We start from the raw sequence: 26,575 nt of genomic DNA, 5'->3' as shown, positions 1-26,575 counted from the left end.
TAGATCGACAAGGTCAGGTCCATGAAGTCACTTTTCGTGATCCTCGCTTCGGAGGGCGGCCACGAGCCGAGCCCGCTCGCAGTCGAGTGGATCGAGGTTGTCATCGCCCTCGTGGTGTTCGGCATCCTCTTCTTCGCCATCTGGAAGTTCGTTGCACCGAACTTCGAGAAGACGTTCACCGAGCGTTCTGCGGCGATCGAGGGCGGCCTGGCCGCAGCCGAGACGAAGCAGGCCGAGGCTGACGCCAAGCTCGCTGAGCTCGAGGCCCAGCTCGCCGACGCTCGCCACGAGGCCGCCCGCATCCGTGAGGAAGCGCGCGAGCAGGGAGCGGCGATCATCGCCGAGATGCGGGAGCAGGCCCAGGCCGAGTCCACCCGCATCGTCGAGCACGGCAAGGCCCAGATCGAGGCCGAGCGCCAGCAGGCGGTCACCTCGCTCCGTGCCGAGGTCGGCTCTCTCGCGACCAGCCTCGCCGGCCGGATCGTGGGCGAGTCCCTCGACGACGACGCCCGTCAGGGCCGCGTCGTGGAGCGCTTCCTCGCCGAGCTCGAGACCGGGACCCCGGGGGCGAACTGATGGTGTCCTTCCGAGGTGCGTCCGCCGATGCCGCGGCCGCGCTGGCCGAGCAGGTCAGCGGGTCCGCGACGGTCGCCGACGACCTGTTCTCGGTGGCGGCGACCCTCCGCTCGGAGGGTTCGCTCCGGCGATTCGCCACCGACTCGTCGGTTCCGGCCGAGGCCAAGTCCGGCCTCGTGTCGGGGCTCCTCGACGGCAAGGTCGACGCGGCGACGCTCGAGCTGGTCAAGGATGCGGTCGCTCGTCGTTGGACGCGCACCCGCGACCTGGCCGACGCCCTCGAGCAGGCCGGCGTCGTCGCGGCGGTCCGCTCCTCGGGGGACGACGCAGGCCGGTTGGTCGACGAGCTGTTCACGGTGCGCAGCACCGTCGGCAGCAACAGCGACCTCCGCAGTGCGTTGTCCGACCCCGCGCGCAGCGCGGCGGACAAGGCGGCCCTGGTCGACTCCCTGCTGGCAGGCAAGGCGCTCCCGGCGACGGTGGCCCTGGTCAAGCAGGCTCTCGCCGGCAGCTTCCGCACCGTGAGCGCGGCACTGGAGGACTACGAGAAGGTCGCCGCTGATGTCCACGGGCAGGGCGTCGCGACCGTTCGGGTCGCGCGGCCGCTCGCCGACGGTGAGCAGCAGCGGCTGGCGGACGCACTGTCCGCGCAGTACGGCCGATCCGTGCACCTCAACGTGGTCGTCGACCCCGAGGTCCTCGGCGGCGTCAAGGTGGAGATCGGTGACGACGTCATCGACGGCACCATCTCCAGCCGCCTCGACGCAGCTCGCCGCAAGATCGCCGGCTGACCCCGCACCGGCACCCACACCTAAGACTTTCGAAGCACAGAAGAGAGAAGGCGACTAACGATGACGGAACTCTCCATCCGCCCGGACGAGATCCGCGACGCCCTTGCCAAGTACGTCGCGGACTACGAGCCCGCTGCTGCCAGCAAGGAGGAGGTCGGCACCGTCGCCTCCGCCGGTGACGGCATCGCCCGCGTCAGCGGTCTCCCGTCGGCCATGGCCAACGAGCTGCTCGAGTTCGAGGACGGCACCCGCGGCCTGGCCCTCAACCTCGAGGACCGCGAGATCGGTGTCGTCATCCTCGGTGACTTCGACAAGATCGAGGAGGGCCAGACGGTCCGCCGCACCGGCGAGGTCCTCTCGGTCCCCGTCGGCGCCAACTTCCTCGGCCGCGTCGTCGACCCGCTCGGCAACCCGATCGACGGCCTCGGCGCGATCGAGGCCGAGAGCCGCCGCATCCTCGAGCTCCAGGCGCCCGGCGTGATGGCGCGCAAGTCGGTCCACGAGCCGCTTGCGACCGGCATCAAGGCGATCGACGCCATGACCCCGATCGGCCGCGGCCAGCGCCAGCTGATCATCGGTGACCGCGCGACCGGCAAGACCACGGTCGCCATCGACACGATCATCAACCAGAAGCAGAACTGGGACTCCGGTGACCCGGAGAAGCAGGTGCGCTGCATCTACGTCGCCATCGGCCAGAAGGGCTCGACCATCGCCTCGGTGCGTGGCGCCCTCGAGGAGGCCGGCGCGCTCCAGTACACGACGATCGTCGCCGCTCCGGCGTCGGACAGCGCGGGCTTCAAGTACCTCGCTCCCTACACCGGCTCGGCCATCGGTCAGCACTGGATGTACGACGGCAAGCACGTCCTCATCGTGTTCGACGACCTGACCAAGCAGGCCGAGGCCTACCGCGCCGTGTCGCTGCTGCTGCGCCGCCCGCCGGGCCGTGAGGCCTACCCGGGTGACGTGTTCTACCTGCACTCCCGGCTGCTCGAGCGTTGCGCGAAGCTCTCCGACGAGCTCGGCGCGGGCTCGATGACCGGTCTGCCGATCATCGAGACCAAGGCCAACGACGTGTCGGCCTACATCCCGACCAACGTCATCTCGATCACCGACGGCCAGATCTTCCTGCAGTCCGACCTGTTCGCCGCCAACCAGCGTCCCGCGATCGACGTCGGTGTCTCGGTGTCCCGCGTCGGTGGCGCGGCGATGACCAAGGCGATGAAGCAGGTCACCGGTTCGCTCAAGGTCGACCTCGCGCAGTACCGCGCGATGGAGGCCTTCGCGATGTTCGCCTCCGACCTCGACGCCGCCTCGAAGCAGCAGCTGGCCCGTGGCCAGCGGCTGATGGCGCTGCTCAAGCAGCCGGCCTACAGCCCCTACGCGCTGCCCGAGATGACCGTGTCGCTCTGGCTCGGCACCAGCGGTCGCCTGGACAAGGTGCCCACCGGCGACGTGCTCCGCTTCGAGCAGGAGTTCCTCGACTACCTGCGTCGCTCCCACGAGGGCCTGCTGGCCGCGATTCGTGAGACGCAGAAGTTCGAGGACGAGGACGGCGTCGCCGCGGCGTATGACGAGTTCCTCAACCAGTTCGAGACCTCCGAGGGCAACAGCATCAAGGTCGGCCACGAGGCCGAGGCCGAGGCGCTGGGCGACGACGAGCTCGAGCAGGAGACGATCGTCAAGCAGAAGCGGGGCTGACCCAGATGGCCGTATCGCTGCGGGAGTACCGCGCGCGGATCAAGTCGACCGAGTCGATGAAGAAGATCACGCGTGCCATGGAGCTCATCGCTGCGTCCCGGATCATCAAGGCGCAGCAGCGGGCTCAGCAGGCCGCCCCCTACGCACGTGAGCTCACCCGGGCCGTGTCGGCGGTGGCGACGTTCTCCAACGTCGACCACCCGCTGACGAAGGAGGAGGAGAACCCGAAGCGCGCCGCGGTGCTGGTCATCACCAGCGACCGCGGTCTGGCGGGTGCCTACTCCTCGAGCGTGCTCAAGGAGACCGAGCGCCTCGCCGAGCGTCTGCGTGACGAGGGCAAGGAGATCGACTACTTCCTTGCCGGGCGCAAGGCCGAGGCCTACTTCAAGTTCCGCTCGCGCCCCTTCGTCGAGTCCTGGACGGGCTTCTCGGACCAGCCGACCTACGACAAGGCTGCCGAGATCGGCCGCGCGCTGATCGAGGCGTTCCTCAAGGAGCAGGGCGAGGAGGGCGACGTCGACGAGGTCCACGTCGTCTACACCCGCTTCCGCTCGATGCTGGTCCAGGAGCCGACCGCTGTCCGGCTGCTGCCGCTGGAGGTCGTCGAGGCCGATGAGGGCGCAGAGGCTCCGGCCCCTGAGGACCTGTTGCCCCTCTATGAGTTCGAGCCCTCGGCTTCCGAGGTCCTCGACGGGCTGCTTCCGCAGTACGTCCAGAGCCGGATCTTCTACAGCCTGCTCCAGGCGGCCGCGTCCGAGCTGGCTGCCCGTCAGAAGGCGATGAAGGCGGCGACGGACAACGCCGACGAGCTCATCAAGAAGCTCACCCGGATCGCCAACCAGGCCCGCCAGGCCGGCATCACCCAGGAAATCAGCGAGATCGTCGGTGGCGTCAACGCCCTTGCCGACGCTCAAGCCGCCGCCAACGACTGACCCCGACTGACCCAAGAATTACGGAGAAGACAATGACTGCAACCGCTGAAGAGACGACGACCTTCGGTCGTGTCGCGCGGGTCATCGGCCCGGTCGTCGACATCGAGTTCCCGATCGACGCGATGCCCGAGATCTACAACAAGCTCGAGGTCGAGGTGACCCTCGCCGGTGAGACCACGGTCCTGCCGCTCGAGGTCGCCCAGCACATCGGTGACGGCATGGTCCGCGCGATCTCGCTGAAGCCGACCGACGGCGTCGTCCGCGGCGCCCAGGTGTCCGACACCGGCGGCCCGATCTCGGTGCCCGTCGGCGACATCACGCTCGGCCACGTCTACAACGCGACCGGCGACGTCCTCAACCTCAAGGAGGGCGAGGCCTACGAGGTCACCGAGCGCTGGGGCATCCACCGCAAGGCGCCGGCCTTCGACCAGCTCGAGTCGAAGACCCAGATGTTCGAGACCGGCATCAAGGTCATCGACCTGCTCACGCCCTACGTGACCGGTGGAAAGATCGGCCTGTTCGGTGGTGCCGGTGTCGGCAAGACCGTGCTCATCCAGGAGATGATCGCCCGCGTCGCCAAGAACCACGGTGGTGTCTCCGTGTTCGCCGGTGTCGGCGAGCGCACCCGTGAGGGCAACGACCTCATCGTCGAGATGCAGGAGGCCGGCGTCTTCGACAAGGTCGCCCTGGTCTTCGGTCAGATGGACGAGCCGCCGGGCACGCGTCTGCGCGTCGCCCTGTCGGCGCTGACGATGGCGGAGTATTTCCGCGACGTGCAGAACCAGGACGTGCTGCTCTTCGTCGACAACATCTTCCGCTTCACGCAGGCCGGTTCCGAGGTCTCCACGCTGCTCGGCCGCATGCCGTCCGCCGTGGGTTACCAGCCCAACCTCGCCGACGAGATGGGCACGCTCCAGGAGCGCATCACCTCGACCCGCGGTCGCTCGATCACCTCGATGCAGGCGATCTACGTGCCGGCTGACGACTACACCGACCCGGCTCCGGCAACGACGTTCGCGCACCTCGACGCCACGACCGAGCTCTCGCGTGAGATCGCTTCGCTCGGTATCTACCCCGCGGTGGACCCGCTGACGTCGACCTCGCGGATCCTCGACCCGCAGTACATCGGTCAGGCTCACTACGACTGCGCGATCCGCATCAAGCAGATCCTGCAGCGCAACAAGGAGCTGCAGGACATCATCGCGATCCTCGGTGTCGACGAGCTGTCCGAGGAGGACCGCATCATCGTCAGCCGGGCGCGCCGCATCCAGCGCTTCCTGTCGCAGAACACCTACGTGGCCAAGCAGTTCACCGGCATCGAGGGTTCGACGGTTCCGGTGGCCGACACCATCGAGGCGTTCAACAAGATCGCCGACGGTGACTACGACCACGTCGCCGAGCAGGCGTTCTTCATGTGCGGTGGCCTCGACGACGTCGAGGCCAAGTGGGCCGAGATCCAGAAGAACCTCTGACATGGCGACCGCTGCTGGTTCCGAGGCGCTGCACGTCGAGCTCGTCGCAGCCGACCGCACGGTGTGGTCGGGCGACGCGGCGATGGTGATCGCGCGGACGACCGAGGGTGATGTCGGCGTCCTGCGCGACCACGCGCCGGTGCTGTCGCTGCTGTCCGAGGCTGTCGTGGAGGTTCAGGTCGAGGGGACCGACGACGTCGTCGTCGCTGCCGTCGACGGTGGCTTCCTCTCCGTGGCCAACAACCGCGTTTCGATCCTCTCCGAGCACATCGAACTCGGCGAGGAGATCCACGTGGAGAAGGTCAAGGCCGAGCTGGAGGAGGCCCGCGGCCTCATCGGCGCCAACAACGAGGCCGAGCGCCGCGTTCGTCGCGCCGAGGCGCGGCTCCGGGCGGCCGAGAAGGTCTCCGGTTCAGGCGTAGGACACTAGCCGTCCATGGCGTGGTGGGAGTGGCTGCTCGATGTATCGGGTCTCGTGCTGCTCCTGCTCGTCGGCTACGGCGCCGCGCTCGTCGCGCGGCGCCGGCTCCTCGCCCGACACGGGGGCACGTTCGAGCTGAGCCATCGGCTCAACGCTGATGCCCCCGGGCGCGGCTGGGTGCTCGGCATGGGGCGCTACGAAGGCGAACGCCTCGAGTGGTTCCGTGTCTTCACCCTGTGGCCCAAGCCCAAGCGCACCTGGGCGCGCGACCAGCTCACCTATGACGGTCGGCGCGAGCCGGTTGGCGCGGAGCAGGCCTCGCTCTACCCCGACCACGTTGTCATCCGGTGCGCGTCGCGAGACGGCGAGGTCGAGCTCGCGATGAGCCCGGCGTCGCTCACCGGCTTCCAGGCCTGGCTCGAGGCCAAGCCGCCGGGCACCGACTGGAACGTGCGCTGATCCCTTGTCCGTGACGTCGTCGACGTCACGTTGACCGCGCTCGACGAGCGCGAGGATGGTGGGGGCGTGGCTACGGCGCGTCGGCTCCCGGCACCTTTCCTACCTGCTGTGCTCCTCGTCGCGGGGATGCTCGTCATGACCGCGTGCGGCGACGACTCGGGTGGCGGGGCTGTCGAGCGGGTGACGAGCACGGTGACGGTGACGGAGTCCGTCACTGCGACGCCGCCCCAGTCCAGGGATCCGAGGATCGCGACCGCAGGGCTGGCCCTGCGGGTCGAGACGAGGGTGCGACGCCTGGGCGTCGGCGAGGTGGTCGACGGCGCGATCCTCGGCGACGAGGCCTTCTGTGCCGGCGGGGACTTCCGTGACCAGCACGGGGACTCGCTGGACGAGGGGCTGGTCATCAAGACGTTCCGCTGCGCTGAGGGCCGGCTGACGGTCGCGTTCAGCCCCCAACAGCTCTCCTACATCCAAAGCTGCCCGTGGCACGTGGTCGAGGGGACGGGGCGGTTCGCCGGAGCAGTGGGCGAGGGCTGGGTAACGGCCGAGTTCCCTGAGGACAGCAACGGCGGAGGTAGGGAGACCATGACCGGGGCGATCCTCCTCGCCAAATGACAGCGACTCGGTCGCTGCTCACTGGAACAGGCCGCGGATGTCATCCGCGTTGATCCCCTGGGTCATCGCGCCGTCCCCGTCGATCACCTGGGCGAAGAGCTCGGCCTTGCGGCCCTTGAGCTCCATGACCTTCTCCTCGATCGTGTCGGTGGCCACCAACCGGTAGACGTGGACGTGCTGGGTCTGGCCGATGCGGTGAGCGCGGTCGACCGCTTGGGCCTCGGCCGCGGGGTTCCACCACGGGTCCAGCACGAAGACGTAGTCGGCCTCGGTCAAGGTGAGCCCGACGCCGCCTGCCTTCAGGGAGATCAGGAAGACGGGCGCCTCGCCGTTGCGAAAGTCGTCGATGACGGCAGCGCGGTCGCGGGTCGAGCCGTCGAGGTAGGTCGTCGCGATGCCCTCGGCGTCGAGCCGGTCACGCACGCGCGTCAGGAATGACGTGAACTGACTGAAGACCAGAGCACGGTGCCCCTCGGCGGTGATCTCCTCGAGGTGCTCAGCGAGCAGGTCGAGCTTCGCCGACCCCACGGCGTCGTGGGCGGGATCGACCAGCGCGGGGTCCAGAGCGAGCTGGCGCAGCTTGGTGAGTGCGCTGAAGATCGCCACCCGGTTGCGGTCGAACTCCTCGACGAGGCCGAGGATGCGTTGTCGCTCCTTGGCGAGGTGGGTGTCGTAGATCTTGCGGTGCTGGGGCTCCAGGACGACGTCGAGCACCTGCTCCTGCTTCGGCGGCAGGTCGGCGGCGACGAGCTCCTTGGTGCGTCGCAGGAGGAAGGGGCGGATCCGTGCGCGGAACCGGTCGCGCACCTGCTGGTCGCCGGCTCGCTCGATCGGACGCGCCACGCGGTCGTTGAACTGCCGCGGCCACGGGTAGAGGCCCGGCACCGTGATGGAGAGGAGAGCCCACAGCTCCATCAGCCTGTTCTCGAACGGGGTGCCCGTCACCGCGAGCTTGAACGGCGCCGGGATCGTGCGGACGGCACCGTAGGTCTTGCTCTGGTGGTTCTTGACCTGCTGGGCCTCGTCGAGGACCAGGCCGCCCCAACGGACCGAGGCATAGCTGGTGTGCGCGAGGCGGGCGACGGTGTAGGTGGTGACGACGACGTCATTGTCGGCTGCGATCGCCGCCACGTCGTCCGTGCGCCGGCCGCACACCCCGACCCGGAGGTCGGGTGCGTGCCGGGCGGCCTCATGGGCCCAGGCGGTCACGACGCTGGTCGGCGCGACGACGAGGAAGGGGCCGTCGTCGGGCCGTCGCTCACGCGCGTGCTGGATCAACGCGAGGACCTGCAGCGTCTTACCGAGCCCCATGTCGTCGGCCAGGATGCCGCCGAGGCCGTGCTCCCAGAGGAAGGCGAGCCACCAGAACCCCTCCTTCTGGTAGGTCCGGAGCTCGGCGGTCAGCCCGGTGGGCGAGGGCTGCGGGATCTCGGTCAGGTCGCGCAGCGCCTGGGCGCGTTGGACCCACGCGGCTGCCTCGCTGTCGACGATGCCGGTCTCGGCGAGCTGGGCCCACAGGCCGAGGTCGTGGGTGCCGATGCCGATCCGGTCGCCCTGGCTCTCCCGGAGCTCGGCAGCTGCGGCGACGACCTCGCGCAGGCGGTCGAACTCGGGCCGGTCGGTGGTGAGGAACAGTCCGCTCGGCAGCACGAGGAACTCGTGCCCGAGGGTGAGCGCCGCGATGACGTCGGGCAACGGGATGCGTTCGCCCTCGACGTTGACGCTCACCTCCAGGTCGAGCCAGTCGGTGTGACTGTCGGTCTCCTCCGGCTCGACGAGGTCGAAGGAGATCTCCGGCGCGGAGGTGGCCTCGCGGAAGTCGGGTCGCTGGAGCTCGACGACCTCCACATCCGGGAGGCCGCGCAGGTGGGGCAGGTCATGGATCGCGAGGGACAGGGCATCGCCGGCGGTCACGGTCCGCCGGCCGAGCAGCTCGGCCGGGACGAGTGCGCGGACGACCTTCTCGGTGCCGCGGTCGCGCAGACCGTCGAGGCGGTCGTGGGCGTCGAGTCCGCACCGATGGCGATCGTCGTAACGCCACTCCCAACCCAGGTCGGCGGTCGTCGAGCTGCGCCACGTCACAGTGACCACGAGGGTCGGGCGCAGGGGAGCCGGCACCTCCACCGAGCCGTCGGGGGAGCGCACGGTCACCTGACGCAGCAGGCCGGACAGTCGGTCCCGGAAGGCGTCGAGGTCGGCCGCCGGCACCTCCAGCGGTGCGTTCTCGATCAGCTGGCGGGCGATCGAGGGGACCTCACGGTCGACCTCGCCGATCTGCAGGTGACCGTCGCGCAGCAGGACGAGGACGCGGTCGCGCCCCACGAGACGTGCGTGTGGTCCTCGCCAGGTCTCACCGTCGACCTCGACCCCCAGCGTGAACCGCGCGACCTCCCCGTCGCTGGTGACCTCGGCGACCAGGCCGACCGGCTTCTCCCGGATCGTCACCGCCGTCAGTGGAGGAACGGGGACGAAGTCGATGCCAGCGGTCTCCGCGGCTCGCAGCAGACGAGGAAGGTGAGGGCCGAACTGCACGAGCGAGGGCACCACGCCGGCGGCGTGGTAGCCGCGGTGCCGCTGCAGCGCCGTGTGGAGGGCGCCGACCGCCTCGCCCTGCTCGGCCCGCAGGCTCCGGGTGTTGGTCAGCCCCGGCACGTCGGACCAGTCGGCTCCCGACCGGATCCAGGCTTGCTTGGAGCCCGGTCGAAGGGGGCGGATGCCGACCATGGGCCCCTCGTCGCGGTAGGAGTAGATCCGCCGCTCGTCCAGCGTGAACTGCAGGGCGATCGGGAACTGAGCGACGTCGTCGGCCGCGGTCCGGTTCAGGTCGTCGGCCAGCGACGCGAGCTGGCGCTCCCACTCCGGCACCCGCTCGACGCCGACGTGGCCCTCGCGGATCGCGAGGGCCACTGCTGCGCCGTGCTTGCACATGTTGCGGACGGGGCAGGTGCACAGGCTGAAGATCCACCCTGCCGTGCGGGCCTGGCTGCGTCCGCTGGGCCGGCCGATCTCGCAGTGCAGTTGCACGTGGTAGGCCGTGGGCATCGACCCGTAGACGTAGGCCGTCGCGGTCACCGACCCCGCGCTCAGCTGCTGCAGAGTCGGAGGGCCGTCGATCCGCTCGACGTAGACCTGGGCGCGCTCCAGCGTCTCGGGGGCGAAGTGCTCCTCGAGGAAGTCGTCGGTGAGCGAGGCGAGGACGTCCATGGCTCGCCCATCGTGGCACGTGGTCCGGACAGCACCGGACCGCTCTCCACAGGCGTCATGAGGTCGCCACTCCGTCCTCGAACAGGCGGGGCACCGCGTGGTTGGCGAGGAAGACGCCGTGCGGGTCCACCGCGCTCCGGATCCCGACCAGCTGGCGCCACGCCTCGGGCCGGTAGCCGGTCCGCACGTCGGTGGGGTTCTCGGCGAAGTTGAGGTACGTCGCCCCCGTCGAGTACGGCGCCAGCGCCTCCGTCACACGGACAGCGTCGGCATGACCCTGGGCGCCCATGTCAGGGGTCGGAGCCATCGCCAGGTTGAACGCCGCGAAGGCACCGTCCAGGTGGGTGAGCACCCCACCGCCCTCGTGCGCCCGGGCCAGTGCGCCTCCGAGCTGGCGCAGCTCGACCACATTGAGCGACGTGGACGAGTCCGGACCGACCTCGGCGAGCCACGCGTCGATCGCCGCGTCCGGCATCCCGGCCAGCATGCTCGTGTCGGAGACCGCGGGAGCGCCGCCCTCGGGGTCGAGGTGCAGCCGGTCGAGTGCCTGGGCGGGCATCCGGGTGAAGGTGTCGAGCTCGGGCTTCAGCGCTCGCAGGCCAGCGAGCAGCTCGGCGCCACGGGCGTCGGAGCCGAGGACGGCACCGTCGATTATCGCGACCTGGCGGCCCGCGAGGAAGGGCGGCACGTCGGGGATCAGCGGGAAGCGGAGCACCCGGAAGGAGGTGGTCACCTCGTCGGGCGCCTCAGGTGCCCACGCCGCCCACTCGCGCAGGACCGGCTCGACATCGGCGAGGTCCCACATGAGGAGGCCGGCGTACGCGCTCTGGATGTCGAAGGTGCTGAACTCGAGCGCGGTGACGACGCCCAGGTTGCCGCCCCCGCCGCGGAGGGCCCAGAAGAGCTCGGCGTCGTGCTGCGCGTCGGCCCGCACCAGGCTGCCGTCGGCCAGCACGACCTCGATCGCGGTGACGCTGTTGGCGGCCAGTCCGAGCTTGCGTGCGTACCAGCCGATGCCGCCGCCGAGCGTGTAGCCCGCGATGCCGACGTCGGGGGAGGAGCCGTGCAGGACGGCTCGGCCGTGCGCGGCGGCGGCGACGACCGCGGCCTCCCAGAGGGCGCCGCCCTGGGCCCGGATGATCCCGCGGGCAGGGTCGGCGATGGTCAGGTCGAGCTCGGACATCCGCAGCAGCACCACGTCGTCGAGGCCACGCTCGGCGAGCGGTCGGGCGTTGTGGCCGGTGCTCTGCGGGGCGACCTTGAGCCCGTTCTCGGCCGCGAGCCGGACGACGGTCGCGACCTCTGCTGCGGAGCGCGGTAGGGCGATCGCGGCGGGGCGCTGGTCGACCGCGAGGTTCCACGCGGTGCGCCGCAGGTCGTAGGCGTCGTGGCAGGGGAGTGTCACCCGGTCCCCGAGCACGCTGCGGAGGGCGTGCGCCGCCGTGTCGATGTCGGAGTCGGTGCAGGGGAGGTCGCGTTCGATGGTCATGAGAGTCGGTCCTTCGTGAGGGTCGCTGGTTGATGCCCTGACGATGCGGCCGACCGGTTGGCATCGACTTGGGGTCGACTTGGATCGCCGCGCGACTTGGGGAAATCTGTGGTTCAAGCGACCTGCTCGTCCCTATCCTTCGGGGGTGTCACGACTCGAGATGGCCGTCCTCGGTGGCCTGGAGGCCCGGAGGGACGGTGACCTCCTCGATGTCGGCACACCCAAGCAGCGGGCGCTGCTCGCCGCGTTGGTGCTTGCACGCGGTCGACCGGTCTCCGTCGACGGGATCATCGACCACCTCTGGGGTGATGAGGCCCCGGCCGGAGTGACCGGCACGCTCCAGGCCTACGTCTCCCAGCTGCGACGGGTCATCGAGCCTGATCGCGCGCCCCGGACCCCGGCCGCGATCCTCATCACCGCGGCGCCCGGTTACGCGCTCGTGTGCGGCGACGACGACGTCGACGCCCACAGGTTCGAGCGGACGATCACGCGCGTGCACAAGCGGCTGCAGCCCCTGTCCTGGTGGGACACGCCGGCTCTCGACGCGGTGCAGCTCGAGGCCGCGCGGGCGGAGCTCGACGGCGTCCTCGGGCTGTGGCGCGGCACGCCGTACGGCGAGCTCGGTGACGCCGACTCCGCGGTGGCCGAGCGGACCCGCCTCGACGGCCTTCGCCTGGTGGCTCTGGAGGATCGCGCTCTGGTCGCGCTCGCGCTCGGTGACCATGCGACGGTCGCCTCCGAGGTCGAGGCGCTCGTCAGCAGCCACCCCCTGCGCGAGCGGCTCTGGGCGCTGCGCGTGGTCGCCCTGGCGCGGTCGGGTCGGCAGGCCGACGCCCTCGACGTGCTGCGCCAGGTGCGCGAGGTCCTCGACGAGGAGCTGGGCATCGAGCCCTCGGCCGAGCTGCGCGACCTGCAGACCGCGGTCCTGCGGCAGGACGAGCGGCTGGCCTGGGTCGCGCCCGCCGCAGGGGAGGCCGTCGTCGCTCCGGTGGATCCGCCCGCGCCGACGACTCTGTCCCCGGCAACGAGCGCGCCCCCGGTGCCGGCGCAGGTCGCTCCCTGGCCGATGGTGGGCCGGGACGCCGAGCTCGCTGCTCTCGGCGCGGCTCTGGCCGATGCCGAGGCCGGCACGCCGGCCTTCGCCGCGCTCGTGGGCGAGCCGGGCATCGGCAAGTCCCGGCTCTGCGCGGAGCTGCTCCTCCAGGCCCGGCGACGGGGCCTACGGGTGCTCGTCGGTCGTTGCTCCCAGGACGAGGGCGCGCCGCCGCTGTGGCCCTGGCAGGCCGTCGTCGAGGCGCTGGGCGGCGACCTCCTGAGCCTTGCCGCCGACGTCGGTTCGGCTGACGAGGGTGGCCGGTTCCGCACGTGGGAGCGGGTCGCGGCGACGGTCCGCGACGCGGCCCCGGACGTACCGACGGTGCTGCTCCTCGAGGACCTCCACTGGGCCGACGAGGCCACCCTGCGCGTCCTTCGCCTGCTGCTGGAGTCACTGGTCGACCAACGGATGCTGGTCATGGCCACCTGGCGTTCCCACCCCGCGCCGACGGGGGTGCTCGCCGACGTCACGGAGGTGTTCGCCCGACGGCACGCGCTACGGCTCGATCTGCACGGCCTTCCCGAGCGCGACGTCCGCACCGTGTTCGAGGCCGTGGCCGAACGTGCGACGGTCGCTGACGAGGCGGCGGCGCTCCTGCGGCGCACGGACGGCAACCCGTTCTTCCTCGTCGAGCTCGCCCGACTGGCCGGCGAGCGAGGTGCCCAGGCCGACGTCGCCGGTGCCGCGCTGCCGTCGGCCGTCGGCGACGTCATCGACCGCCGCCTCGGGCGGCTGCCTGAGGAGACCGTCGCCGCGTTGCGGACCGCGGCCGTGATCGGGCGTCGGTTCGACCTCAGCACCCTCGCGGTGGCCGCGGCGGTCGACGAGGACGACGCGCTCGACGTCGTCGAGCCGGCCCAGGCGGCCGGACTGCTCCGCGAGAACGGCGTCGACCACTACGTCTTCACCCACGCCCTGGTCCGCGACCGGCTGCGTGAGGGCATCAGCGCGAGCCGCACGGCGCGGATGCACGCCAAGGTCGCCGGCGCCCTCGCCTTGCGTCCGGGCTACGTGTCCGAGGTCGCCGACCACTGGCGCTCCGCGGGCCCGGCCCACGCTCGCCCGGCCTGGCACGCGGCCGTCGAGGCAGCGGGACTGGTGCGGTCCCTCAACGAGTACGACGAGGCCGCCACCTGGCTGCGCTCGGCGCTCGACAGCCAGCGCGACGACCCCGAGGCTACCGAGGAGGAGCGCCTGGCGCTGCTCATGGACCTCATCGACGACTACCGCTGGGCCGCTCGCCTGCCCGACCTCGTCGCGGCCACCGAGGAGGCGATCGCTCTCGCCCGGAGCCGCGGCGACATCGAGGCGGTCGCGCAAGCGGCCATCTCGGCGAGCCAGGACGTGCTCTGGCGATCGGCGCCGCCGGGAGAGATCAACGAGGTCGTGGTCGGCGCCCTCGAGGAGGCGCTCGAGCTGCTGCCGCCGGGCGACGGCGAGCTGCGCTGCCGCGTGCTCCAGGCGCTCGCCCTCGAGCGGTCCGGCGTCGAGCCCGCCGACCGGCTCCGGCCGCTCGTCGAGGAGAGTCTCGACATGGCCCGCCGCCTCGACCTCGCGTGTCCGCGGATGGGTGCCAACCAGGTCGCGTTCATGGCCTTGTGGCGCCCCGACACCGCCGACGAGCGGCTGGTGTGGGCCACCGAGGCGCTGGAGATCGCCCACCGTCGGGGCTATCAGCGCGGTGCAGTGGTCGCCGGTGCCCTGCGGGCCACCGTGCTCAGCGAGCTCGGCCGTCCCGAGGAGATGGCCGAGCAGGTCGCCGCCACGAGGGCCGAGGCCCTGCGCCAGAAGATCTGGTACGGCGACCTCGTCCTCACCAGCATCGACGCCAACTGGGCCGCGTTGGCCGGGCGGCTCGACGACACGCGTGCGGCGATCGACCGGATGAACGAGCTCGGCGACGCGATCGACCACGACACCATCGCGCCGGCGATCGCGGCCGTCGCGGCGACCCTGGGCTACTGGGCCGGCGACACCGCACCTCACGTGCCCGTGCTCGCCTCGTTCGCCGAGGCGGGGGAGCCGCTCGAGGCGACGGTGGGCGTCTACCGCTGGCGGGCTGGCGACCACGACGGTGGGCGGGAGATCGCGGCCGATCTCGACATCTCCCACGACAACGAGTCCTCGCTGCTCGCGTGGTGCCACAGCGCCGAGCTGGCCGCCTACGTCGGTGACGCCGGGCTGGCCGCAGGCGTCTACCCGCTCCTCCTGCCCTACGCCGGCCGGCCCGGCGTGATCGCCCAGGCTTTCGTGCTGCCACCGGTCGACGCCTACCTCGCGCTCGCCGCGGCAACGGCCGGGCAGGCCGACGACGCCGCCCGGCACGCCGACGACGCGCTCGCGCTTGCCGACAAGTGGGGCCTCGCGGCGGTCACCGCGTGGTTGGGTGACCTGAGGGAGACCCTCGCCTTCTGAGCTCGACAGGCGGAGGATCCGACGCATGAGCATTCTCCTCAACCACCTGCGGTCCAACGTGGTCGGCTACCTCGCGCTGGTGGTCGCCACCGGCGGCACCTCCTACGCCGTCGCGGAGCTGCCGCGAGACAGCGTCGGCACCGCCCAGCTGCAGCGCGAAGCGGTCACCACCAACAAGCTCGACGACGAAGCCGTCGGGGTGTTGAAGATCAAGCCGGGAGTGGTTCCGCGGACCACCGCGAAAGTCACGTCGGTCGACTTCGCGGGTCAGCTCGGTGATCCCGTGGCGGCACCGGACTACCCGGACCGCTACCAACCGCTCGAGTTCACGATGCCCGCTTCAGGGCATGCCGCGATCACGGGGATCGTCTCGGCCCTGACTCAGGACTGTACGTCCGGGTCCGGAAACGCAGGCCTCTACGTCGACGGGCTGCCGGTGCCGGGGACCCGCGTGGTGGTCGCGTCCCTGTCCTTCACTGACGGGCACGGCACGGCGGGCGAAGTGTTCGCCGGGACGGTCGCGCTCGGAAAGGGGCCGCACACCGCCAACCTGGGTATGGACTGTCCCAGCGGTGACATCAGCAGCTCGGCCACCGGGGACATGGCCTGGTCGGTGACCGTCAGCAGGTGATGGCTACACCTCGCCCCGCTCGCCCCCGGGCACCCACAGCACGTCGCCCTGCTCGCGGTTGGCGACGCGGGCGAGGATGAAGATCAGGTCGGAGAGCCGGTTGAGGTAGGTGATCCCGAGCTTGTTCATGGACTCGCCGTGCTCGGCGTAGGCCGCCCAGGCGGATCGCTCGGCACGGCGTACGACCGTGCGGGCGACGTGGAGGTGCGCTGCCGCCGGCGTCCCGCCGTTGAGGATGAACGAGCGCAACGCCGGGACCATCTCGTTGTAGTGGTCGCACCACCGCTCGAGCCGGTCCACGTAGTCCTGCTCGATCCGCAGCGGCGGATACTCGGGGTCGGCGACCACGGGATTGCAGAAGTCGGCACCCACGTCGAAGAGGTCGTTCTGCACGTGGACCAGGACGGCGGCGACGTCGTCCTCGAGTCCGCCGGTCGCGAGTGCGACGCCGATCTGGGCATTGGCCTCGTCGACGTCGGCGTAGGCCTGCAGGCGCGGGTCGAGCTTGGAAGTCACGCTCATGTCGCCGAGCCGGGTCTCGCCGGCGTCGCCGGTGCGGGTGTAGATGCGCGTGAGGTTGACCATGCGCCGAGCCTACGGCCGGAGGCAGTGTGACCGACGACACACCGGGGCGATCTGGGCCTGACATGCAACCGATCGGGCATGTGAGGCGTCATGGTGGGTAGAGACACCACAGCGTCTCGGGAGAAGACCACGCTGATGAGGCGGAAGGGGAGGACATGCAGATCATGGCCGACGGCCCGACCTTGGTGTTGAGCGGTGACTTCGACGTCCGCAGCACGAGTCAGGTGCGCAACGCGGTCTACGACCACCTGCGCAGCAACGACGAGGGTGCGATCACGATCGACCTCACCGAGGTCGACACCGTCGACCTCACCGCGCTGAAGGTGCTGGCCGTGGCCAGCCGCTTCGCGCTGCGCGACGGGCAGCGGATGGTGCTGCGCGGTTCGTGCCCGGCGGTGCGCCGGATGCTGCACCTGACCCATCTGATCCGCTTCTTCGAGATCGAGCGCGAGGCGATTTCTGCCTGACGGTGTGTTGAAAACCCCACACGTCCGTTGAGTTACCCAGGGGTAGCCAAGCATCTAGGCTTCGCGCTATGAGCGAGTCTTCGAGCACCCAGCCCCAGAAGGACCGTCCGTGGGTGATGCGCACCTACGCCGGTCACTCGACGGCTGAGGCCTCCAACGCGCTGTACCGGAACAACCTCTCCAAGGGGCAGACCGGTCTCTCGGTCGCGTTTGACCTGGTCACGCAGACCGGTTACGACCCCGACAGCCCGATGGCGCGCGGTGAGGTCGGCAAGGTCGGCGTGCCGATCCCGCACCTCGGCGAGATGCGCAAGCTCTTCGACCAGATCCCCGTCACCGAGATGAACACCTCGATGACGATCAACGCGGTCGCCATGTGGATGCTCGCGATGTACCAGGTGGTCGCCGAGGAGCAGAACCCCGACATGGAGCCGGCCGAGGTCGCCCAGCTCCTCGCCGGCACGACCCAGAACGACATCATCAAGGAGTACCTCTCCCGCGGGACCTACGTGTTCCCGCCCGAGGCCTCGCTCCGGCTGATCGCCGACATGATCGCCTACACGGTCAACTACATCCCGAAGTGGAACCCGATCAACATCTGCAGCTATCACCTGCAGGAGGCCGGCGCGACGCCGACGCAGGAGCTGGCCTACGCGCTGTGCACCGCGATCGCCGTACTCGACCAGGTCAAGAACTCCGGCCAGGTCGGTGACGACGACTTCGAGAAGGTCGTCGGCCGGATCTCGTTCTTCGTCAACGCCGGTGTGCGGTTCATCGAGGAGACCTGCAAGATGCGGGCCTTCACCGAACTGTGGGACGAGATCACCCGGGAGCGCTACGGCGTCCAGGACGAGAAGATGCGCCGGTTCCGCTACGGCGTCCAGGTCAACAGCCTGGGCCTCACCGAGGCGCAGCCCGAGAACAACGTCCAGCGCATCGTGCTGGAGATGCTCGGCGTGACGCTCTCGAAGAACGCGCGTGCGCGCGCCGTCCAGCTCCCGGCGTGGAACGAGGCCCTCGGCCTGCCGCGCCCCTGGGACCAGCAGTGGTCGCTGCGGCTGCAGCAGGTCCTCGCCTTCGAGTCCGACCTGCTCGAGTACGGCGACATCTTCGACGGCTCGCACGTCATCGCGGCGAAGGTCGCCGAGCTCAAGGCGGGCGCCCGGGCCGAGATGGATCGGGTCCAGGCCATGGGCGGCGCGATGGGTGCCGTCGACTACATGAAGTCCGAGCTGGTCTCCTCCCACGCCCGTCGCCGGGCGCGGATCGAGGCGGGCGAGGAGATCATCGTCGGCGTCAACAAGTTCGAGACGACCGAGCCCAGCCCGCTGACGGCCAACCTCGACGACGCGATCATGACCGCCGACCCCAAGGCCGACGAGGCTGCTCGGGCATCGGTCGTGGCGTGGAAGGGACAGCGCGACGAGACCGAGGTGGCCGCCGCGCTGGCCCAGGTCGTCGAGGACGCCAAGAGCGGCGCCAACCTGATGCCCGCGACCCTGGCTGCCGCTCGGGCGGGCGCGACCACCGGTGAGTGGGCCGGCACGCTGCGCGAGGTCTTCGGCGAGTTCCGCGCCCCGACCGGCGTCTCCGGCGCGGTCGGCGTCGCTGAGGCGGGCGCCGAGCTGACCACCGTGCGCGAGGCCGTCCGGAAGACCGGCGAGGAGCTCGCCGGTCACGCCAACGGCCGCCTGCGCCTCCTCGTGGGCAAGCCCGGACTCGACGGCCACTCCAACGGCGCCGAGCAGGTCGCCGTACGCGCTCGTGACGCGGGCTTCGAGGTCATCTACCAGGGCATCCGTCTGACGCCGGAGCAGATCGTGGCCGCGGCCGTGGCCGAGGACGTCCACTGCGTCGGCCTGTCGATCCTCTCGGGCTCGCACATGGAGCTGGTGCCGAGCGTGCTCGACGGCCTGCGTGAGGCCGGCATGGCTGACGTGCCGGTCATCGTCGGCGGGATCATCCCCGAGTCCGATGGCAAGAAGCTGATCGAGCAGGGCGTCGCGGCGGTCTACACCCCGAAGGACTACGGCCTGACCGAGATCATGGGCGGCATCGTCGAGGTCATCCGGAAGGCCAACGGTCTCGACTGACCGCTAGCCGGCGTCGATCACCTTCGCGACCGAGGCGGCGTCGCGTCCGACGACGGTCGTGCCGTCGGACGCGGTGATGATCGGGCGCTGGATCAGCTTCGGTTCGGTGCTCATCAGCTCGAGCCACTCCCCGCGGTGCTCCTCGTCCTTCGCCGGGAGGGCGAGGCCGAGCTTGCCGGCGTCGGCCGTCCTCGCGATGTCCCACGGCTCGAGGGCGAGCCGCGCCAGCACGTCCTCGAGCTCGGCGACCGTCGGGGGAGTGTCGAGGTAGCGGCGTACGACGTAGTCCTTGCCGGCGGCGTCGAGCTCGCTGACCGCCGTACGGCACTTCGAGCAGGCGGGGTTCAACCAGATCTCGATCACCGGGGCAGCCTAGGGGGCCGTGTCGGCGTTCATGTGGCGGACCCAACATAGGCAAGCCTCACCTATTCCGCGTACCATCGTCGGCATGGGCAAGAGCAAGAAGTCGAAGGCATGCAAGGTGCCGAAGACCGAGTGCTGCATCTCGAAGTCGAAGTGCGGCCGCTGCCCCCTGCGCATGCTCAAGGAAGGCACGATGCCCGACGGGTTCACGGTCAAGAAGCGCGTGGTCGTGAGCACCAAGAACGGCAAGAAGGCCTCCAAGAAGGATCTCCAGAAGGCCGCCTGAGGTCTTGGATAAGGTTCCGCCCATGGCTGCCACCCGCTTCACCGAACAGCTCAACGCGCAGATCGGCAACGAGTTCGCCGCGCACAACCAGTACCTCGCGTGCGCCGTCTATTACGACGCCCTGACGATGCCGCAGACGGCGGCGTTCTTCTACGCGCAGGCGCTCGAGGAGCGCGAGCACGCGATGATGATGGTGCAGTACCTCCTCGACACCGACGCGGCCGTCTCCATCCCCGCGGTCGAGGCGCCGGTCTCCGACTTCGCCGACGTGATCGCGCCGATCAAGCTCGCGCTCGACCAGGAGAAGCGGGTGACCGAGCAGATCAACAACCTGCTGCGCATCGCGCGCGAGGAGTCCGACTTCGCCTCGGAGCAGTTCATGGGCTGGTTCATCAAGGAGCAGGTCGAGGAGGTCGCCACGATGAGCGACCTGCTCACCATCGTCACTCGCAGCCAGGACGACCTCAACGACATCGAGGAATACGTCGCGCGTGAGCAGGGCGGCGGCGCCGCCGACCCGACCGCTCCGCCCGCGGCCGGAGCCTGACGAGGCTGGTTGAGGCGCGAGCGAAGCGAGCCTCGAAACCGTGTCCCGGGTGCACGTCGTCGGCGCGGGTGTTGTCGGGCTGACCTGCGCCGTCCGGCTGGCTGAGGCCGGTCACCGGGTCGACGTCGTCGCTCGTGACCTGCCGCTGGAGACGACCTCGGCCGTGGCCGCTGCGCTCTGGTATCCCTACCTGGCTCTCCCGCAGGACCGCGTGACCGGCTGGGCGGCGCGCTCCTACGAGGTGTTCTCGGCTCTGGCGTCCGACCCCGAGAGCGGGGTCCACGTGCTCCCCGGCACGGAGGTCTTCGGCGCCCCCGAGGCGGATCCGTGGTGGGCGGCCGCCGTACCTTCGCTGGCGCGGGTCGCGCCTGCGGATCTCCCCGACGGGTACGGCGACGGCTGGTCCTTCCGCGCGCCCGTCATCGAGATGCCGCGCTACCTGCGCTGGCTCACCGCTCGCCTCGAGGCGCTCGGCGGCACGCTGAGCCGCCGCAACCTGTCCGCTCTCCCCGCGCCCGGGGAAGGTCGCGCCGATGTCGTGCTCAATTGCACCGGCCTCGGCGCACGGCTCTTCGCCGGCGACCACACGGTGGTGCCGGTGCGCGGCCAGGTCGTCGTCGTCGAGCAGTTCGGTCTGGATCGGTGGTGGCTGGCGGGGAGCGATGGTGCGCCCCTCTACGTCGTGCCGCGGTCCTCCGACATCGTCGTGGGTGGCACCGAGGAGCGGGGCGACTGGAGCCGGACGCCTGATCCGGACACCGCGCGCGCGATCCTCGAGCGCGCCACCACCCTCGTGCCGCAGCTGGCTCGCGCGCGGGTCATCGGCCACCGCGTCGGCCTTCGGCCGGCTCGACCGTCCGTGCGGCTGGACCGTGAGGGCGACGTCGTGCACTGCTACGGGCACGGCGGTGCTGGGGTGACCCTCAGCTGGGGCTGCGCCGACGAGGTCGTCAGCCTGCTGGACTAGGGATGCCGCCGCCGGTAGATCGCCCGTGCGGACAGCACGCCGACGACCAGACCGGTCGCCATGCCGATCAGCGGCGCGATCCTGTCGCCGAAGGCAGTGCTGATCGCGAAGCCGATCATCACGAACACCATGACGAGCAGGATCAGGGTCATGTTGCGGTACATCTCGCCCAGGAAGTAGCGGCTGAACGAGGCCTCCCGAGCGGGCGTCGGCATCGTCGGGTCTGCGACGTCGGACAGCGGGATCGCCTTGACGACGGCACCGACCGGGAGCGGCCCGTAGATGTGCGGGAACGTCTCCGTGACCCCCGGCGCCGGCGGCTCCTCGATCACCGGCACGTCGAGCCGCCCGGTGTCGATCTGGAGCAGGAGGAGCGGCTCGACCACGTCGCCGTAGAAACGCTCCCGCACCGCCGTCCACTGGTCGGCCCGACTGGCGTGGATGAATCCCTCCTCGGCGAGCGACCGGCCGAGCGTGGAGATCGTGTAGGCGCCGGACTGCTGGGCGGCCGCCCAGTCCGAGGCGAGGGCGAGATGGAAGATCGTGGCCATGGTGCGACGAGGCTAGTGGGCCGACCCTGATCAGCCGAAGAACTCGTCGACGTCGTACTGGTGCGCCTCGTAGATGTCGATGTCGACGATCTTGCCGTCGCGCACCCGGTAGACGTTGACCCGTCGCAGGTCGAGGGTCTCGTCCTCGCGCGTGGCGACCTCGCGCAGCTGCATCGCGACCGACGTGGCCGACACGAGCCGATCGATGACCTCGACGGTGACCGGGATGCCATCGGTCCGGGCCAGCAGCGCGCGGATCGCCGCGATGACCGCCGGCTTGCCCTCGTGGACGCCGGCCAACGAGCCTCGCCCGGGGAGTCGCATGACGACGTCGTCGGCGTAGAACTCGAAGGCCGCGTCGGGTTCGCCCCGGCCCCACGCCTCGGCGTACTGCCGGATGGTCTCGTCGGCGTCCATCTGCCGATTCTGCCTCAGAACAGACGGTCGGTGGGGTCGTCGAGGCCGCGGAGAGCGTCGTAGTCGACCAGGGCACAGGTGATGCCGCGATCGCCCGCGAGGACGCGGGCCTGGGGCTTGATCTCCTGGGCGGCGAAGATGCCGCGCACGGGCGCGAGCAGGGGGTCGCGGTTGAGGAGCTCGAGGTAGCGGGTGAGCTGCTCGACGCCGTCGATCTCTCCGCGCCGCTTGATCTCGACGGCCACGCTCACGCCGTCGGCGTCGCGGCACATCAGGTCGACGGGACCGATGGCGGTGGGGAACTCCCGCCGTACCAACGACAAGCCCGGCAGGAGCGTGCCGGGGTGCTCGGCGAGCAGCTCCTGGAGGTGCTTCTCGACGCCGTCCTTCTGCAGGCCCGGGTCGATGCCCAGGTCGTGCTGGGAGTCGTGGAGGACCTCCTCGATGAGGATCCGCAAGGTGTCGGGCGTCGCGCCCTTGGCGGCCTTGGCGGTCACGGTCCACTCGACCGCACCCTCGTCGTTGGTGCCCTCGCGCACCGTGCACGGCGGCGACATCCAGTTGAGCGGCTTGTAGGAGCCACCGTCGGAGTGGACCAGGACCGAGCCGTCGGCCTTGATCATCAGGACCCGGGTGGCCATCGGGAGGTGGGCGGTGAGGCGGCCGGCGTAGTCCACCTGGCAGCGCGCGACGACGAGTCTCACGGTCGCCCAACCTACAGTGACCTGACCCACGGTCCGCGCCTGGCCGATCACCCGACCGTCTCGCATAGTTACCAGCCGGTAGAAACGACCGTCCGGGTTTGCGACACTGCCTGCATGACGCTGACCAACGAGCAGATCTTCGGCACCCTCGTGCTGCCGTACCTGAACCACGCGGTGCGCATGTACGAGGCGTCGTACGCCTCGAGCACCGACATCGACGCCGGCATGCGGTTCGGCTGCGGCTACCCGCAGGGCCCGCTGGCCGTGATCGACGAGCTCGGCGCCGCCACCGTGCGCGACCAGCTCGCCGCTCGCTTCGCCGAGACCGGCGACCACCTGCACGAGCCGGCCGAGCTGCTCGAGAAGCTCGCCACCGAGGGTCGTACCTTCGCCGAAGAGGCCGCGGGCGCCGAGGCCGCCGCGCCCCAGTTCAAGCAGGAGATCCGCAAGGTCGGCGTTGTCGGCACCGGCACGATGGCCTCGGGCATCGTCCAGGTCTTTGCGCAGGCCGGCTACGACGTCGTCTTCGTCGGTCGCGGTGACGACAAGATCAACGGCGTGATCGCCTTCATCGACAAGGGCCTCTCCAAGCTCGTCGAGAAGGAGAAGATCACCGAGGACACCAAGTCCGACGTCCTGGGCCGGATCAGCGGCTCGACCGAGCGCGAGGCGCTCGCCGACGTCGACATCGTCGTCGAGGCCATCGCCGAGGACCTCGGCATCAAGACCGACCTCTACAAGGACCTCGACCGGATCTGCAAGCCCGGCGCGATCCTCGCGACCACCACCTCGTCGATGCCGATCACCAAGCTCGGCGAGGTCACCTCGCGCCCCGAGGCCGTCATCGGCATGCACTTCTTCAACCCGGCCACGATCATGAAGCTCGTCGAGGTCGTCACGACCAACGACACCGCCCCCGACGTCAACGAGACCGTGCTGGCGCTGTGCGCCAACGTCGGCAAGGTCGCCGTGTCCTGCGGTGACCGCTCGGGCTTCATCGTCAACTGCCTGCTCTTCCCCTACCTCAACGACGCTGTGACGCTCCTCGAGTCGGGCGCGGCGACGATGGACGAGATCGACGCGGCGATCAAGGAGCAGGCCAAGTTCCCGATGGGTCCGTTCCAGCTGCTCGACGTGGTCGGCAACGACGTGTCGCTCGCGATCCAGCAGGAGCTGCTCGCCGAGTTCAAGGAGCCCGGCTTCACCCCGGCCGCTCTGCTCGAGCAGAAGGTCGCCGAGGGCAAGCTCGGCCGCAAGACCGGCGAAGGATTCCACGTCTACGCCTGATCCATCTCCGTACGACGACAGCGGCCCCGCACCTCGGTGCGGGGCCGCTGTCGTTGGTGGTCAGGAGTAGTTGCGGGTGGTGCAGAGCCAGGCGGCGAAGTAGCGGGAACCCTCGCCGGCCACGGCCGCGTGGGCGGCCGACTTGGCCTCGCGCTTGGTGTGGCCGAACTCGGTCTGCCACTGGACGATCTCGTCGCCGAGGACGCGGAAAGCGACGGCCATGCAGCCGTTCTGGACCGAGCCCGCCTCGGTGCACTGGCCGGGGGAGCCGTAGGTGCGCTCGGACTTCGCCCGGCAGGCGCGCTGGGCGAGTCGGATCGACTTGGGCCGACCGTCCTTGTCGTTGGCGATGCCGGCGACGCCGGTGCGCTTGTTGAACGAGATCGCGCCGAAACAGCGGGGCGCTTCGCAACCGATCACGCGCTGCTGGTCCGAGGGCGCCGACGCTGAAGCCGGCGGGGCCGCGACCAGTGCGGTCGCAGCGGCGAGGAGCACAGCTGCCGACGTCAGGGCCGCGCGGAGGCGATGGGGGGATCGCATGGCGCTACCTAGAAGCGGCGCGGCGCGCAGGCGTAGCCGACGTTGATGGTGCCTCGGCCGTCGACCTCGCGCTTCGCGGCGCGCGACGCGGCCTTGGGGCCGTCTCCCTTGCCCTTGGCCCACTCCGCGAGCTGCTCGTTGCGGATCCGCCAGGCGACCGCGACGCAGCCGTTCTGGTTGTAGACCTTGCGCTCGGAGGGCCGGACGCACGCGCGGGCATGTCCCTTGTTGACCGGGCGGTTCTTGCAGTGGTTGAAGGCCGAGGACGACGCTCCGGCCTGGGTGCCCCAGTTGCCGTTCTGCGTCCAGCCGCTGCGCAGCGTCTCGGGGTTGAACGAGATCGCGACCCAGCAGTGCGGGATGCAGCCGGGAGCGCGGGACGCTGTCGTGGCCGCGCGCTCGGGTGCGACCGAGGTGGCCGGCGCGGCCAGCAGCGTGCCGCCGAGGAGGAAGGCCGCCGCCAGGGAGAGCACGGCGCGGACGAGCAGGGTGGATCGCAAGATTTCTCCAAGGATCGGAATTCAGTGCGGGTCTCTGGGGGATCTCAGGCTCCATCTTGACTCATGACTCTCAACCGCGCAGGCGTTGGGCGGGTGTGTTCGGTTGCTGGTCATCGCGGCACGCCTGAAAGACTGGTGCGCGTGCCGCTCCACACGACCTCCTACGGCGACTCCGCCCACCCGCAGGGGAGCCGCATCGTCTTCTGTCACGGCCTCTTCGGCCAGGGGCGCAACTGGACGCAGCACGCGAAGGCGCTGGCCGCCGATCACCGGGTGCTGCTCGTCGACATGCCCGACCACGGCCGGTCGCCGTGGAGCGACCGTTTCGACTACCTCGCCGCCGCCGACCAGGTCGCCGAGCTGCTGAGTGCGGACGACCCGGTGGTCCTGGTCGGCCACTCGATGGGCGGCAAGACCGCGATGGCGCTCGCGCTGCGGCATCCCGAGCTGGTCGAGCGGCTGTGCGTGGTCGACGTTGCGCCGGTTGCCTACCAACACACCACGGAGTTCGCGCGGTTCATCGACGCGATGCTGGCGATCGACCTGACGACGCTCGAGGGCCGGGGAGCCGCCGACGCGGCGCTGCAGGACGCCGTCCCCGACCCGGTCGTCCGCGGCTTCCTGCTGCAGAACCTGCGCCGCGAGGGCGACCGGTGGCACTGGCAGCCGAACCTCGAGCTGCTCCGCGACCAGATCGACGACATCGGCGGCTGGCCGACGGCGGCGCTCGAGCAGGAGGCGCCGTACGACGGCCCGGTGCTGTGGGTCGGCGGGGCCGAGTCGCGCTACGTGCTCGCCGACTACGCGCCGGCCATGGAGGCCTACTTCCCGCGCGTCCGACGGGTCACCGTGAAGGGCGCCGGGCACTGGGTGCACTCGGAGCAGCCGGCGATCTTCCTCGAGGTGCTGCGCCGCTTCGTCGACTAGGTGGCCGACGCCTGCCGGGCCCGGTAGGCCGCGACCGCGTTGCGGTTGCCGCACGCGGTCGAGCAGAACCGCCGCGAGCGGTTGCGCGAGAGGTCGAGGACCAGTCCCTCGCAGTCGTCGTCGGCGCAGATGCCGAGTCGCGAGAGCTCGTCGGCCCGGATGACGTCGATCATCGCCATCGCCGTCTCGACCGTGATCCGGTCGGCGAGCGGGCGGTCCGGGGCGACGGCGTGGAGGTGCCAGTCGTAGCCGTCGTGGCGGGACAGCTGGGGGAGCGCCTTCGCCTGGAAGAGCATCTCGTTGACCAGCGAGGCGGCGTTGTCACGGCCGCTGGTCAGCAGCACGCGTAGGTGCGGGAGGATCGCTCGGACCGCGTCGACCTCGGCCTGGTCGCCGTCGTGACGACCGGTGTAGCCGAAGTCGGACAAGAACTCGTCGAGCTCGTCGGGCGTCGTGAGCGTCACCGGCTCGAGGGCGGAGTTGACCAGCGTGACGGCCGCCTGGAGCGCCATCGCGGTGTCATGAGCGAATACCACGTTGAC

At 70.2% G+C, this 26,575-nt stretch carries 27 protein-coding genes; 17 read left to right on the top strand and 10 right to left on the bottom strand.

The features are described 5' to 3' along the window. Nucleotides 1-21: 21 nt before the first annotated feature. The 8 genes from F0U44_RS00355 to F0U44_RS00320 all read left to right on the top strand — a co-directional run bounded on the left by F0U44_RS00355 (nucleotide 22) and on the right by F0U44_RS00320 (nucleotide 6,964). Nucleotides 22-576 carry a F0F1 ATP synthase subunit B gene (locus F0U44_RS00355; protein WP_149726301.1) on the top strand — a complete coding sequence of 185 codons (555 nt, stop codon included), beginning with the start codon at nucleotides 22-24 and terminating at the stop codon, nucleotides 574-576. After that, a complete protein-coding gene (locus F0U44_RS00350; protein ID WP_149726300.1) occupies nucleotides 576-1,367 on the top strand; it encodes a F0F1 ATP synthase subunit delta in 792 nt (263 codons plus the stop codon). Before F0U44_RS00355 ends, F0U44_RS00350 begins: the two co-directional genes overlap by 1 nt. A 60-nt stretch (nucleotides 1,368-1,427) precedes the next feature. Next, the gene (atpA, locus tag F0U44_RS00345; protein WP_149726299.1) at nucleotides 1,428-3,065 is read left to right on the top strand and encodes a F0F1 ATP synthase subunit alpha; all 1,638 of its coding nucleotides are present in this window, start codon (nucleotides 1,428-1,430) and stop codon (nucleotides 3,063-3,065) included. Nucleotides 3,066-3,070: 5 nt separating this feature from the next. Then, on the top strand, nucleotides 3,071-3,997 hold the full coding sequence (locus tag F0U44_RS00340) for a F0F1 ATP synthase subunit gamma (RefSeq protein ID WP_149726298.1): 927 nt from the start codon (nucleotides 3,071-3,073) through the stop codon (nucleotides 3,995-3,997). 32 nt (nucleotides 3,998-4,029) lie between these two features. Further along, nucleotides 4,030-5,469 carry a F0F1 ATP synthase subunit beta gene (atpD, locus tag F0U44_RS00335; protein WP_149726297.1) on the top strand — a complete coding sequence of 480 codons (1,440 nt, stop codon included), beginning with the start codon at nucleotides 4,030-4,032 and terminating at the stop codon, nucleotides 5,467-5,469. A 1-nt stretch (nucleotide 5,470) separates the two neighbouring features. Then, entirely contained in the window at nucleotides 5,471-5,899 is a 429-nt protein-coding gene (locus F0U44_RS00330; protein WP_149726296.1) for a F0F1 ATP synthase subunit epsilon, read from the top strand. A 6-nt stretch (nucleotides 5,900-5,905) separates the two neighbouring features. After that, the gene (locus F0U44_RS00325) at nucleotides 5,906-6,349 is read left to right on the top strand and encodes a DUF2550 domain-containing protein (RefSeq protein ID WP_149726295.1); all 444 of its coding nucleotides are present in this window, start codon (nucleotides 5,906-5,908) and stop codon (nucleotides 6,347-6,349) included. A 66-nt stretch (nucleotides 6,350-6,415) separates the two neighbouring features. Continuing rightward, nucleotides 6,416-6,964, top strand: a complete 549-nt coding sequence (locus F0U44_RS00320) for a hypothetical protein (RefSeq protein ID WP_149726294.1) — start codon at nucleotides 6,416-6,418, stop codon at nucleotides 6,962-6,964. Between the two features lie 18 nt (nucleotides 6,965-6,982). Here F0U44_RS00320 and F0U44_RS00315 read toward each other — a convergent pair whose 3' ends face one another. Then, nucleotides 6,983-10,168 carry a DEAD/DEAH box helicase gene (locus F0U44_RS00315; RefSeq protein ID WP_149726293.1) on the bottom strand — a complete coding sequence of 1,062 codons (3,186 nt, stop codon included), beginning with the start codon at nucleotides 10,166-10,168 and terminating at the stop codon, nucleotides 6,983-6,985. A 55-nt stretch (nucleotides 10,169-10,223) separates the two neighbouring features. Further along, nucleotides 10,224-11,657: an FAD-binding oxidoreductase gene (locus F0U44_RS00310; RefSeq protein ID WP_149726292.1), complete on the bottom strand. Its 1,434-nt coding sequence runs from the start codon at nucleotides 11,655-11,657 to the stop codon at nucleotides 10,224-10,226. 145 nt (nucleotides 11,658-11,802) lie between these two features. On the opposite strand from F0U44_RS00310, the gene F0U44_RS00305 reads away from it, so the two are divergent. Both F0U44_RS00305 and F0U44_RS00300 read left to right on the top strand, forming a co-directional pair. Further along, nucleotides 11,803-15,168, top strand: a complete 3,366-nt coding sequence (locus F0U44_RS00305; RefSeq protein WP_188113244.1) for an ATP-binding protein — start codon at nucleotides 11,803-11,805, stop codon at nucleotides 15,166-15,168. 25 nt (nucleotides 15,169-15,193) lie between these two features. Beyond that, nucleotides 15,194-15,799 carry a hypothetical protein gene (locus tag F0U44_RS00300; RefSeq protein ID WP_149726290.1) on the top strand — a complete coding sequence of 202 codons (606 nt, stop codon included), beginning with the start codon at nucleotides 15,194-15,196 and terminating at the stop codon, nucleotides 15,797-15,799. A gap of 3 nt (nucleotides 15,800-15,802) precedes the next feature. Here F0U44_RS00300 and F0U44_RS00295 read toward each other — a convergent pair whose 3' ends face one another. Further along, complete coding sequence (locus F0U44_RS00295) at nucleotides 15,803-16,384, bottom strand: cob(I)yrinic acid a,c-diamide adenosyltransferase (RefSeq protein ID WP_149726289.1); 582 nt, start codon at nucleotides 16,382-16,384, stop codon at nucleotides 15,803-15,805. 155 nt (nucleotides 16,385-16,539) lie between these two features. Here F0U44_RS00295 and F0U44_RS00290 point away from each other — a divergent pair, with 155 nt between their 5' ends. Together F0U44_RS00290 and F0U44_RS00285 are read left to right on the top strand one after the other, a co-directional pair. Continuing rightward, nucleotides 16,540-16,851, top strand: a complete 312-nt coding sequence (locus tag F0U44_RS00290; RefSeq protein WP_149726288.1) for an STAS domain-containing protein — start codon at nucleotides 16,540-16,542, stop codon at nucleotides 16,849-16,851. Between the two features lie 68 nt (nucleotides 16,852-16,919). Then, entirely contained in the window at nucleotides 16,920-18,944 is a 2,025-nt protein-coding gene (locus F0U44_RS00285) for a protein meaA (protein WP_149726287.1), read from the top strand. A 3-nt stretch (nucleotides 18,945-18,947) separates the two neighbouring features. On the opposite strand, the gene F0U44_RS00280 is transcribed toward F0U44_RS00285, so the two are convergent. Next, nucleotides 18,948-19,307, bottom strand: coding sequence for an ArsC/Spx/MgsR family protein (locus F0U44_RS00280; protein WP_246160209.1), 360 nt, complete (start codon nucleotides 19,305-19,307; stop codon nucleotides 18,948-18,950). 85 nt (nucleotides 19,308-19,392) lie between these two features. Here F0U44_RS00280 and F0U44_RS00275 point away from each other — a divergent pair, with 85 nt between their 5' ends. The 3 genes from F0U44_RS00275 to F0U44_RS00265 are packed head-to-tail and all read left to right on the top strand — an operon-like array spanning nucleotide 19,393 to nucleotide 21,107. Next, nucleotides 19,393-19,593, top strand: a complete 201-nt coding sequence (locus F0U44_RS00275; RefSeq protein WP_149726286.1) for a hypothetical protein — start codon at nucleotides 19,393-19,395, stop codon at nucleotides 19,591-19,593. A 22-nt stretch (nucleotides 19,594-19,615) separates the two neighbouring features. Beyond that, entirely contained in the window at nucleotides 19,616-20,140 is a 525-nt protein-coding gene (locus tag F0U44_RS00270; RefSeq protein ID WP_149726285.1) for a ferritin, read from the top strand. Nucleotides 20,141-20,180: 40 nt separating this feature from the next. Next, entirely contained in the window at nucleotides 20,181-21,107 is a 927-nt protein-coding gene (locus tag F0U44_RS00265) for an FAD-dependent oxidoreductase (RefSeq protein ID WP_149726284.1), read from the top strand. On the opposite strand, the gene F0U44_RS00260 is transcribed toward F0U44_RS00265, so the two are convergent. From F0U44_RS00260 to nucS, 3 genes are read right to left on the bottom strand one after another with little or no spacing between them, the layout of a single operon-like run. Beyond that, on the bottom strand, nucleotides 21,104-21,658 hold the full coding sequence (locus F0U44_RS00260; RefSeq protein WP_149726283.1) for a DUF952 domain-containing protein: 555 nt from the start codon (nucleotides 21,656-21,658) through the stop codon (nucleotides 21,104-21,106). The two genes, F0U44_RS00265 and F0U44_RS00260, sit on opposite strands and share 4 nt — an antisense overlap. A gap of 30 nt (nucleotides 21,659-21,688) precedes the next feature. Further along, complete coding sequence (locus tag F0U44_RS00255; protein WP_149726282.1) at nucleotides 21,689-22,075, bottom strand: nuclear transport factor 2 family protein; 387 nt, start codon at nucleotides 22,073-22,075, stop codon at nucleotides 21,689-21,691. A gap of 14 nt (nucleotides 22,076-22,089) precedes the next feature. Then, entirely contained in the window at nucleotides 22,090-22,845 is a 756-nt protein-coding gene (gene nucS, locus F0U44_RS00250) for an endonuclease NucS (RefSeq protein WP_246160207.1), read from the bottom strand. Between the two features lie 48 nt (nucleotides 22,846-22,893). Between nucS and F0U44_RS00245 the strand changes: the two genes are divergently transcribed. Beyond that, the gene (locus tag F0U44_RS00245; protein ID WP_149726280.1) at nucleotides 22,894-24,066 is read left to right on the top strand and encodes a 3-hydroxyacyl-CoA dehydrogenase NAD-binding domain-containing protein; all 1,173 of its coding nucleotides are present in this window, start codon (nucleotides 22,894-22,896) and stop codon (nucleotides 24,064-24,066) included. Between the two features lie 60 nt (nucleotides 24,067-24,126). Here F0U44_RS00245 and F0U44_RS22805 read toward each other — a convergent pair whose 3' ends face one another. After that, complete coding sequence (locus tag F0U44_RS22805) at nucleotides 24,127-24,606, bottom strand: DUF4189 domain-containing protein (RefSeq protein WP_188113243.1); 480 nt, start codon at nucleotides 24,604-24,606, stop codon at nucleotides 24,127-24,129. Between the two features lie 8 nt (nucleotides 24,607-24,614). Continuing rightward, nucleotides 24,615-25,106 (bottom strand): hypothetical protein, encoded by a 492-nt coding sequence (locus F0U44_RS22800; RefSeq protein WP_188113242.1) that lies wholly within the window; start codon nucleotides 25,104-25,106, stop codon nucleotides 24,615-24,617. 141 nt (nucleotides 25,107-25,247) lie between these two features. On the opposite strand from F0U44_RS22800, the gene F0U44_RS00235 reads away from it, so the two are divergent. Continuing rightward, nucleotides 25,248-26,033, top strand: a complete 786-nt coding sequence (locus F0U44_RS00235) for an alpha/beta fold hydrolase (protein ID WP_246160205.1) — start codon at nucleotides 25,248-25,250, stop codon at nucleotides 26,031-26,033. Here the strand turns inward: F0U44_RS00235 and F0U44_RS00230 are convergent. After that, the gene (locus F0U44_RS00230; RefSeq protein WP_149726277.1) at nucleotides 26,030-26,569 is read right to left on the bottom strand and encodes a CGNR zinc finger domain-containing protein; all 540 of its coding nucleotides are present in this window, start codon (nucleotides 26,567-26,569) and stop codon (nucleotides 26,030-26,032) included. The two genes, F0U44_RS00235 and F0U44_RS00230, sit on opposite strands and share 4 nt — an antisense overlap. Nucleotides 26,570-26,575: the final 6 nt, after the last annotated feature.

The organism is Nocardioides humilatus, from assembly GCF_008373755.1.
GTDB lineage: Bacteria > Actinomycetota > Actinomycetes > Propionibacteriales > Nocardioidaceae > Nocardioides > Nocardioides humilatus.
This window is presented reverse-complemented; position numbering and strand designations above follow the sequence as displayed.

Coding starts and splice junctions, on each gene's coding strand:
- F0U44_RS00350 (WP_149726300.1), top strand. CDS start 576: ATGGTGTCCTTCCGAGGTGCGTCCGCCGATGCCGCGGCCGCGCTGGCC.
- F0U44_RS00285 (WP_149726287.1), top strand. CDS start 16,920: ATGAGCGAGTCTTCGAGCACCCAGCCCCAGAAGGACCGTCCGTGGGTG.
- F0U44_RS00290 (WP_149726288.1), top strand. CDS start 16,540: ATGCAGATCATGGCCGACGGCCCGACCTTGGTGTTGAGCGGTGACTTC.
- F0U44_RS00300 (WP_149726290.1), top strand. CDS start 15,194: ATGAGCATTCTCCTCAACCACCTGCGGTCCAACGTGGTCGGCTACCTC.
- F0U44_RS00295 (WP_149726289.1), bottom strand. CDS start 16,384: ATGGTCAACCTCACGCGCATCTACACCCGCACCGGCGACGCCGGCGAG.
- F0U44_RS00245 (WP_149726280.1), top strand. CDS start 22,894: ATGACGCTGACCAACGAGCAGATCTTCGGCACCCTCGTGCTGCCGTAC.
- F0U44_RS00275 (WP_149726286.1), top strand. CDS start 19,393: ATGGGCAAGAGCAAGAAGTCGAAGGCATGCAAGGTGCCGAAGACCGAG.
- F0U44_RS00325 (WP_149726295.1), top strand. CDS start 5,906: ATGGCGTGGTGGGAGTGGCTGCTCGATGTATCGGGTCTCGTGCTGCTC.
- atpD (WP_149726297.1), top strand. CDS start 4,030: ATGACTGCAACCGCTGAAGAGACGACGACCTTCGGTCGTGTCGCGCGG.
- atpA (WP_149726299.1), top strand. CDS start 1,428: ATGACGGAACTCTCCATCCGCCCGGACGAGATCCGCGACGCCCTTGCC.
- F0U44_RS00315 (WP_149726293.1), bottom strand. CDS start 10,168: ATGGACGTCCTCGCCTCGCTCACCGACGACTTCCTCGAGGAGCACTTC.
- F0U44_RS00340 (WP_149726298.1), top strand. CDS start 3,071: ATGGCCGTATCGCTGCGGGAGTACCGCGCGCGGATCAAGTCGACCGAG.
- F0U44_RS00260 (WP_149726283.1), bottom strand. CDS start 21,658: ATGGCCACGATCTTCCATCTCGCCCTCGCCTCGGACTGGGCGGCCGCC.
- F0U44_RS00270 (WP_149726285.1), top strand. CDS start 19,616: ATGGCTGCCACCCGCTTCACCGAACAGCTCAACGCGCAGATCGGCAAC.
- F0U44_RS00355 (WP_149726301.1), top strand. CDS start 22: ATGAAGTCACTTTTCGTGATCCTCGCTTCGGAGGGCGGCCACGAGCCG.
- F0U44_RS22805 (WP_188113243.1), bottom strand. CDS start 24,606: ATGCGATCCCCCCATCGCCTCCGCGCGGCCCTGACGTCGGCAGCTGTG.
- F0U44_RS00255 (WP_149726282.1), bottom strand. CDS start 22,075: ATGGACGCCGACGAGACCATCCGGCAGTACGCCGAGGCGTGGGGCCGG.
- nucS (WP_246160207.1), bottom strand. CDS start 22,845: ATGCGAGACGGTCGGGTGATCGGCCAGGCGCGGACCGTGGGTCAGGTC.
- F0U44_RS00310 (WP_149726292.1), bottom strand. CDS start 11,657: ATGACCATCGAACGCGACCTCCCCTGCACCGACTCCGACATCGACACG.
- F0U44_RS00330 (WP_149726296.1), top strand. CDS start 5,471: ATGGCGACCGCTGCTGGTTCCGAGGCGCTGCACGTCGAGCTCGTCGCA.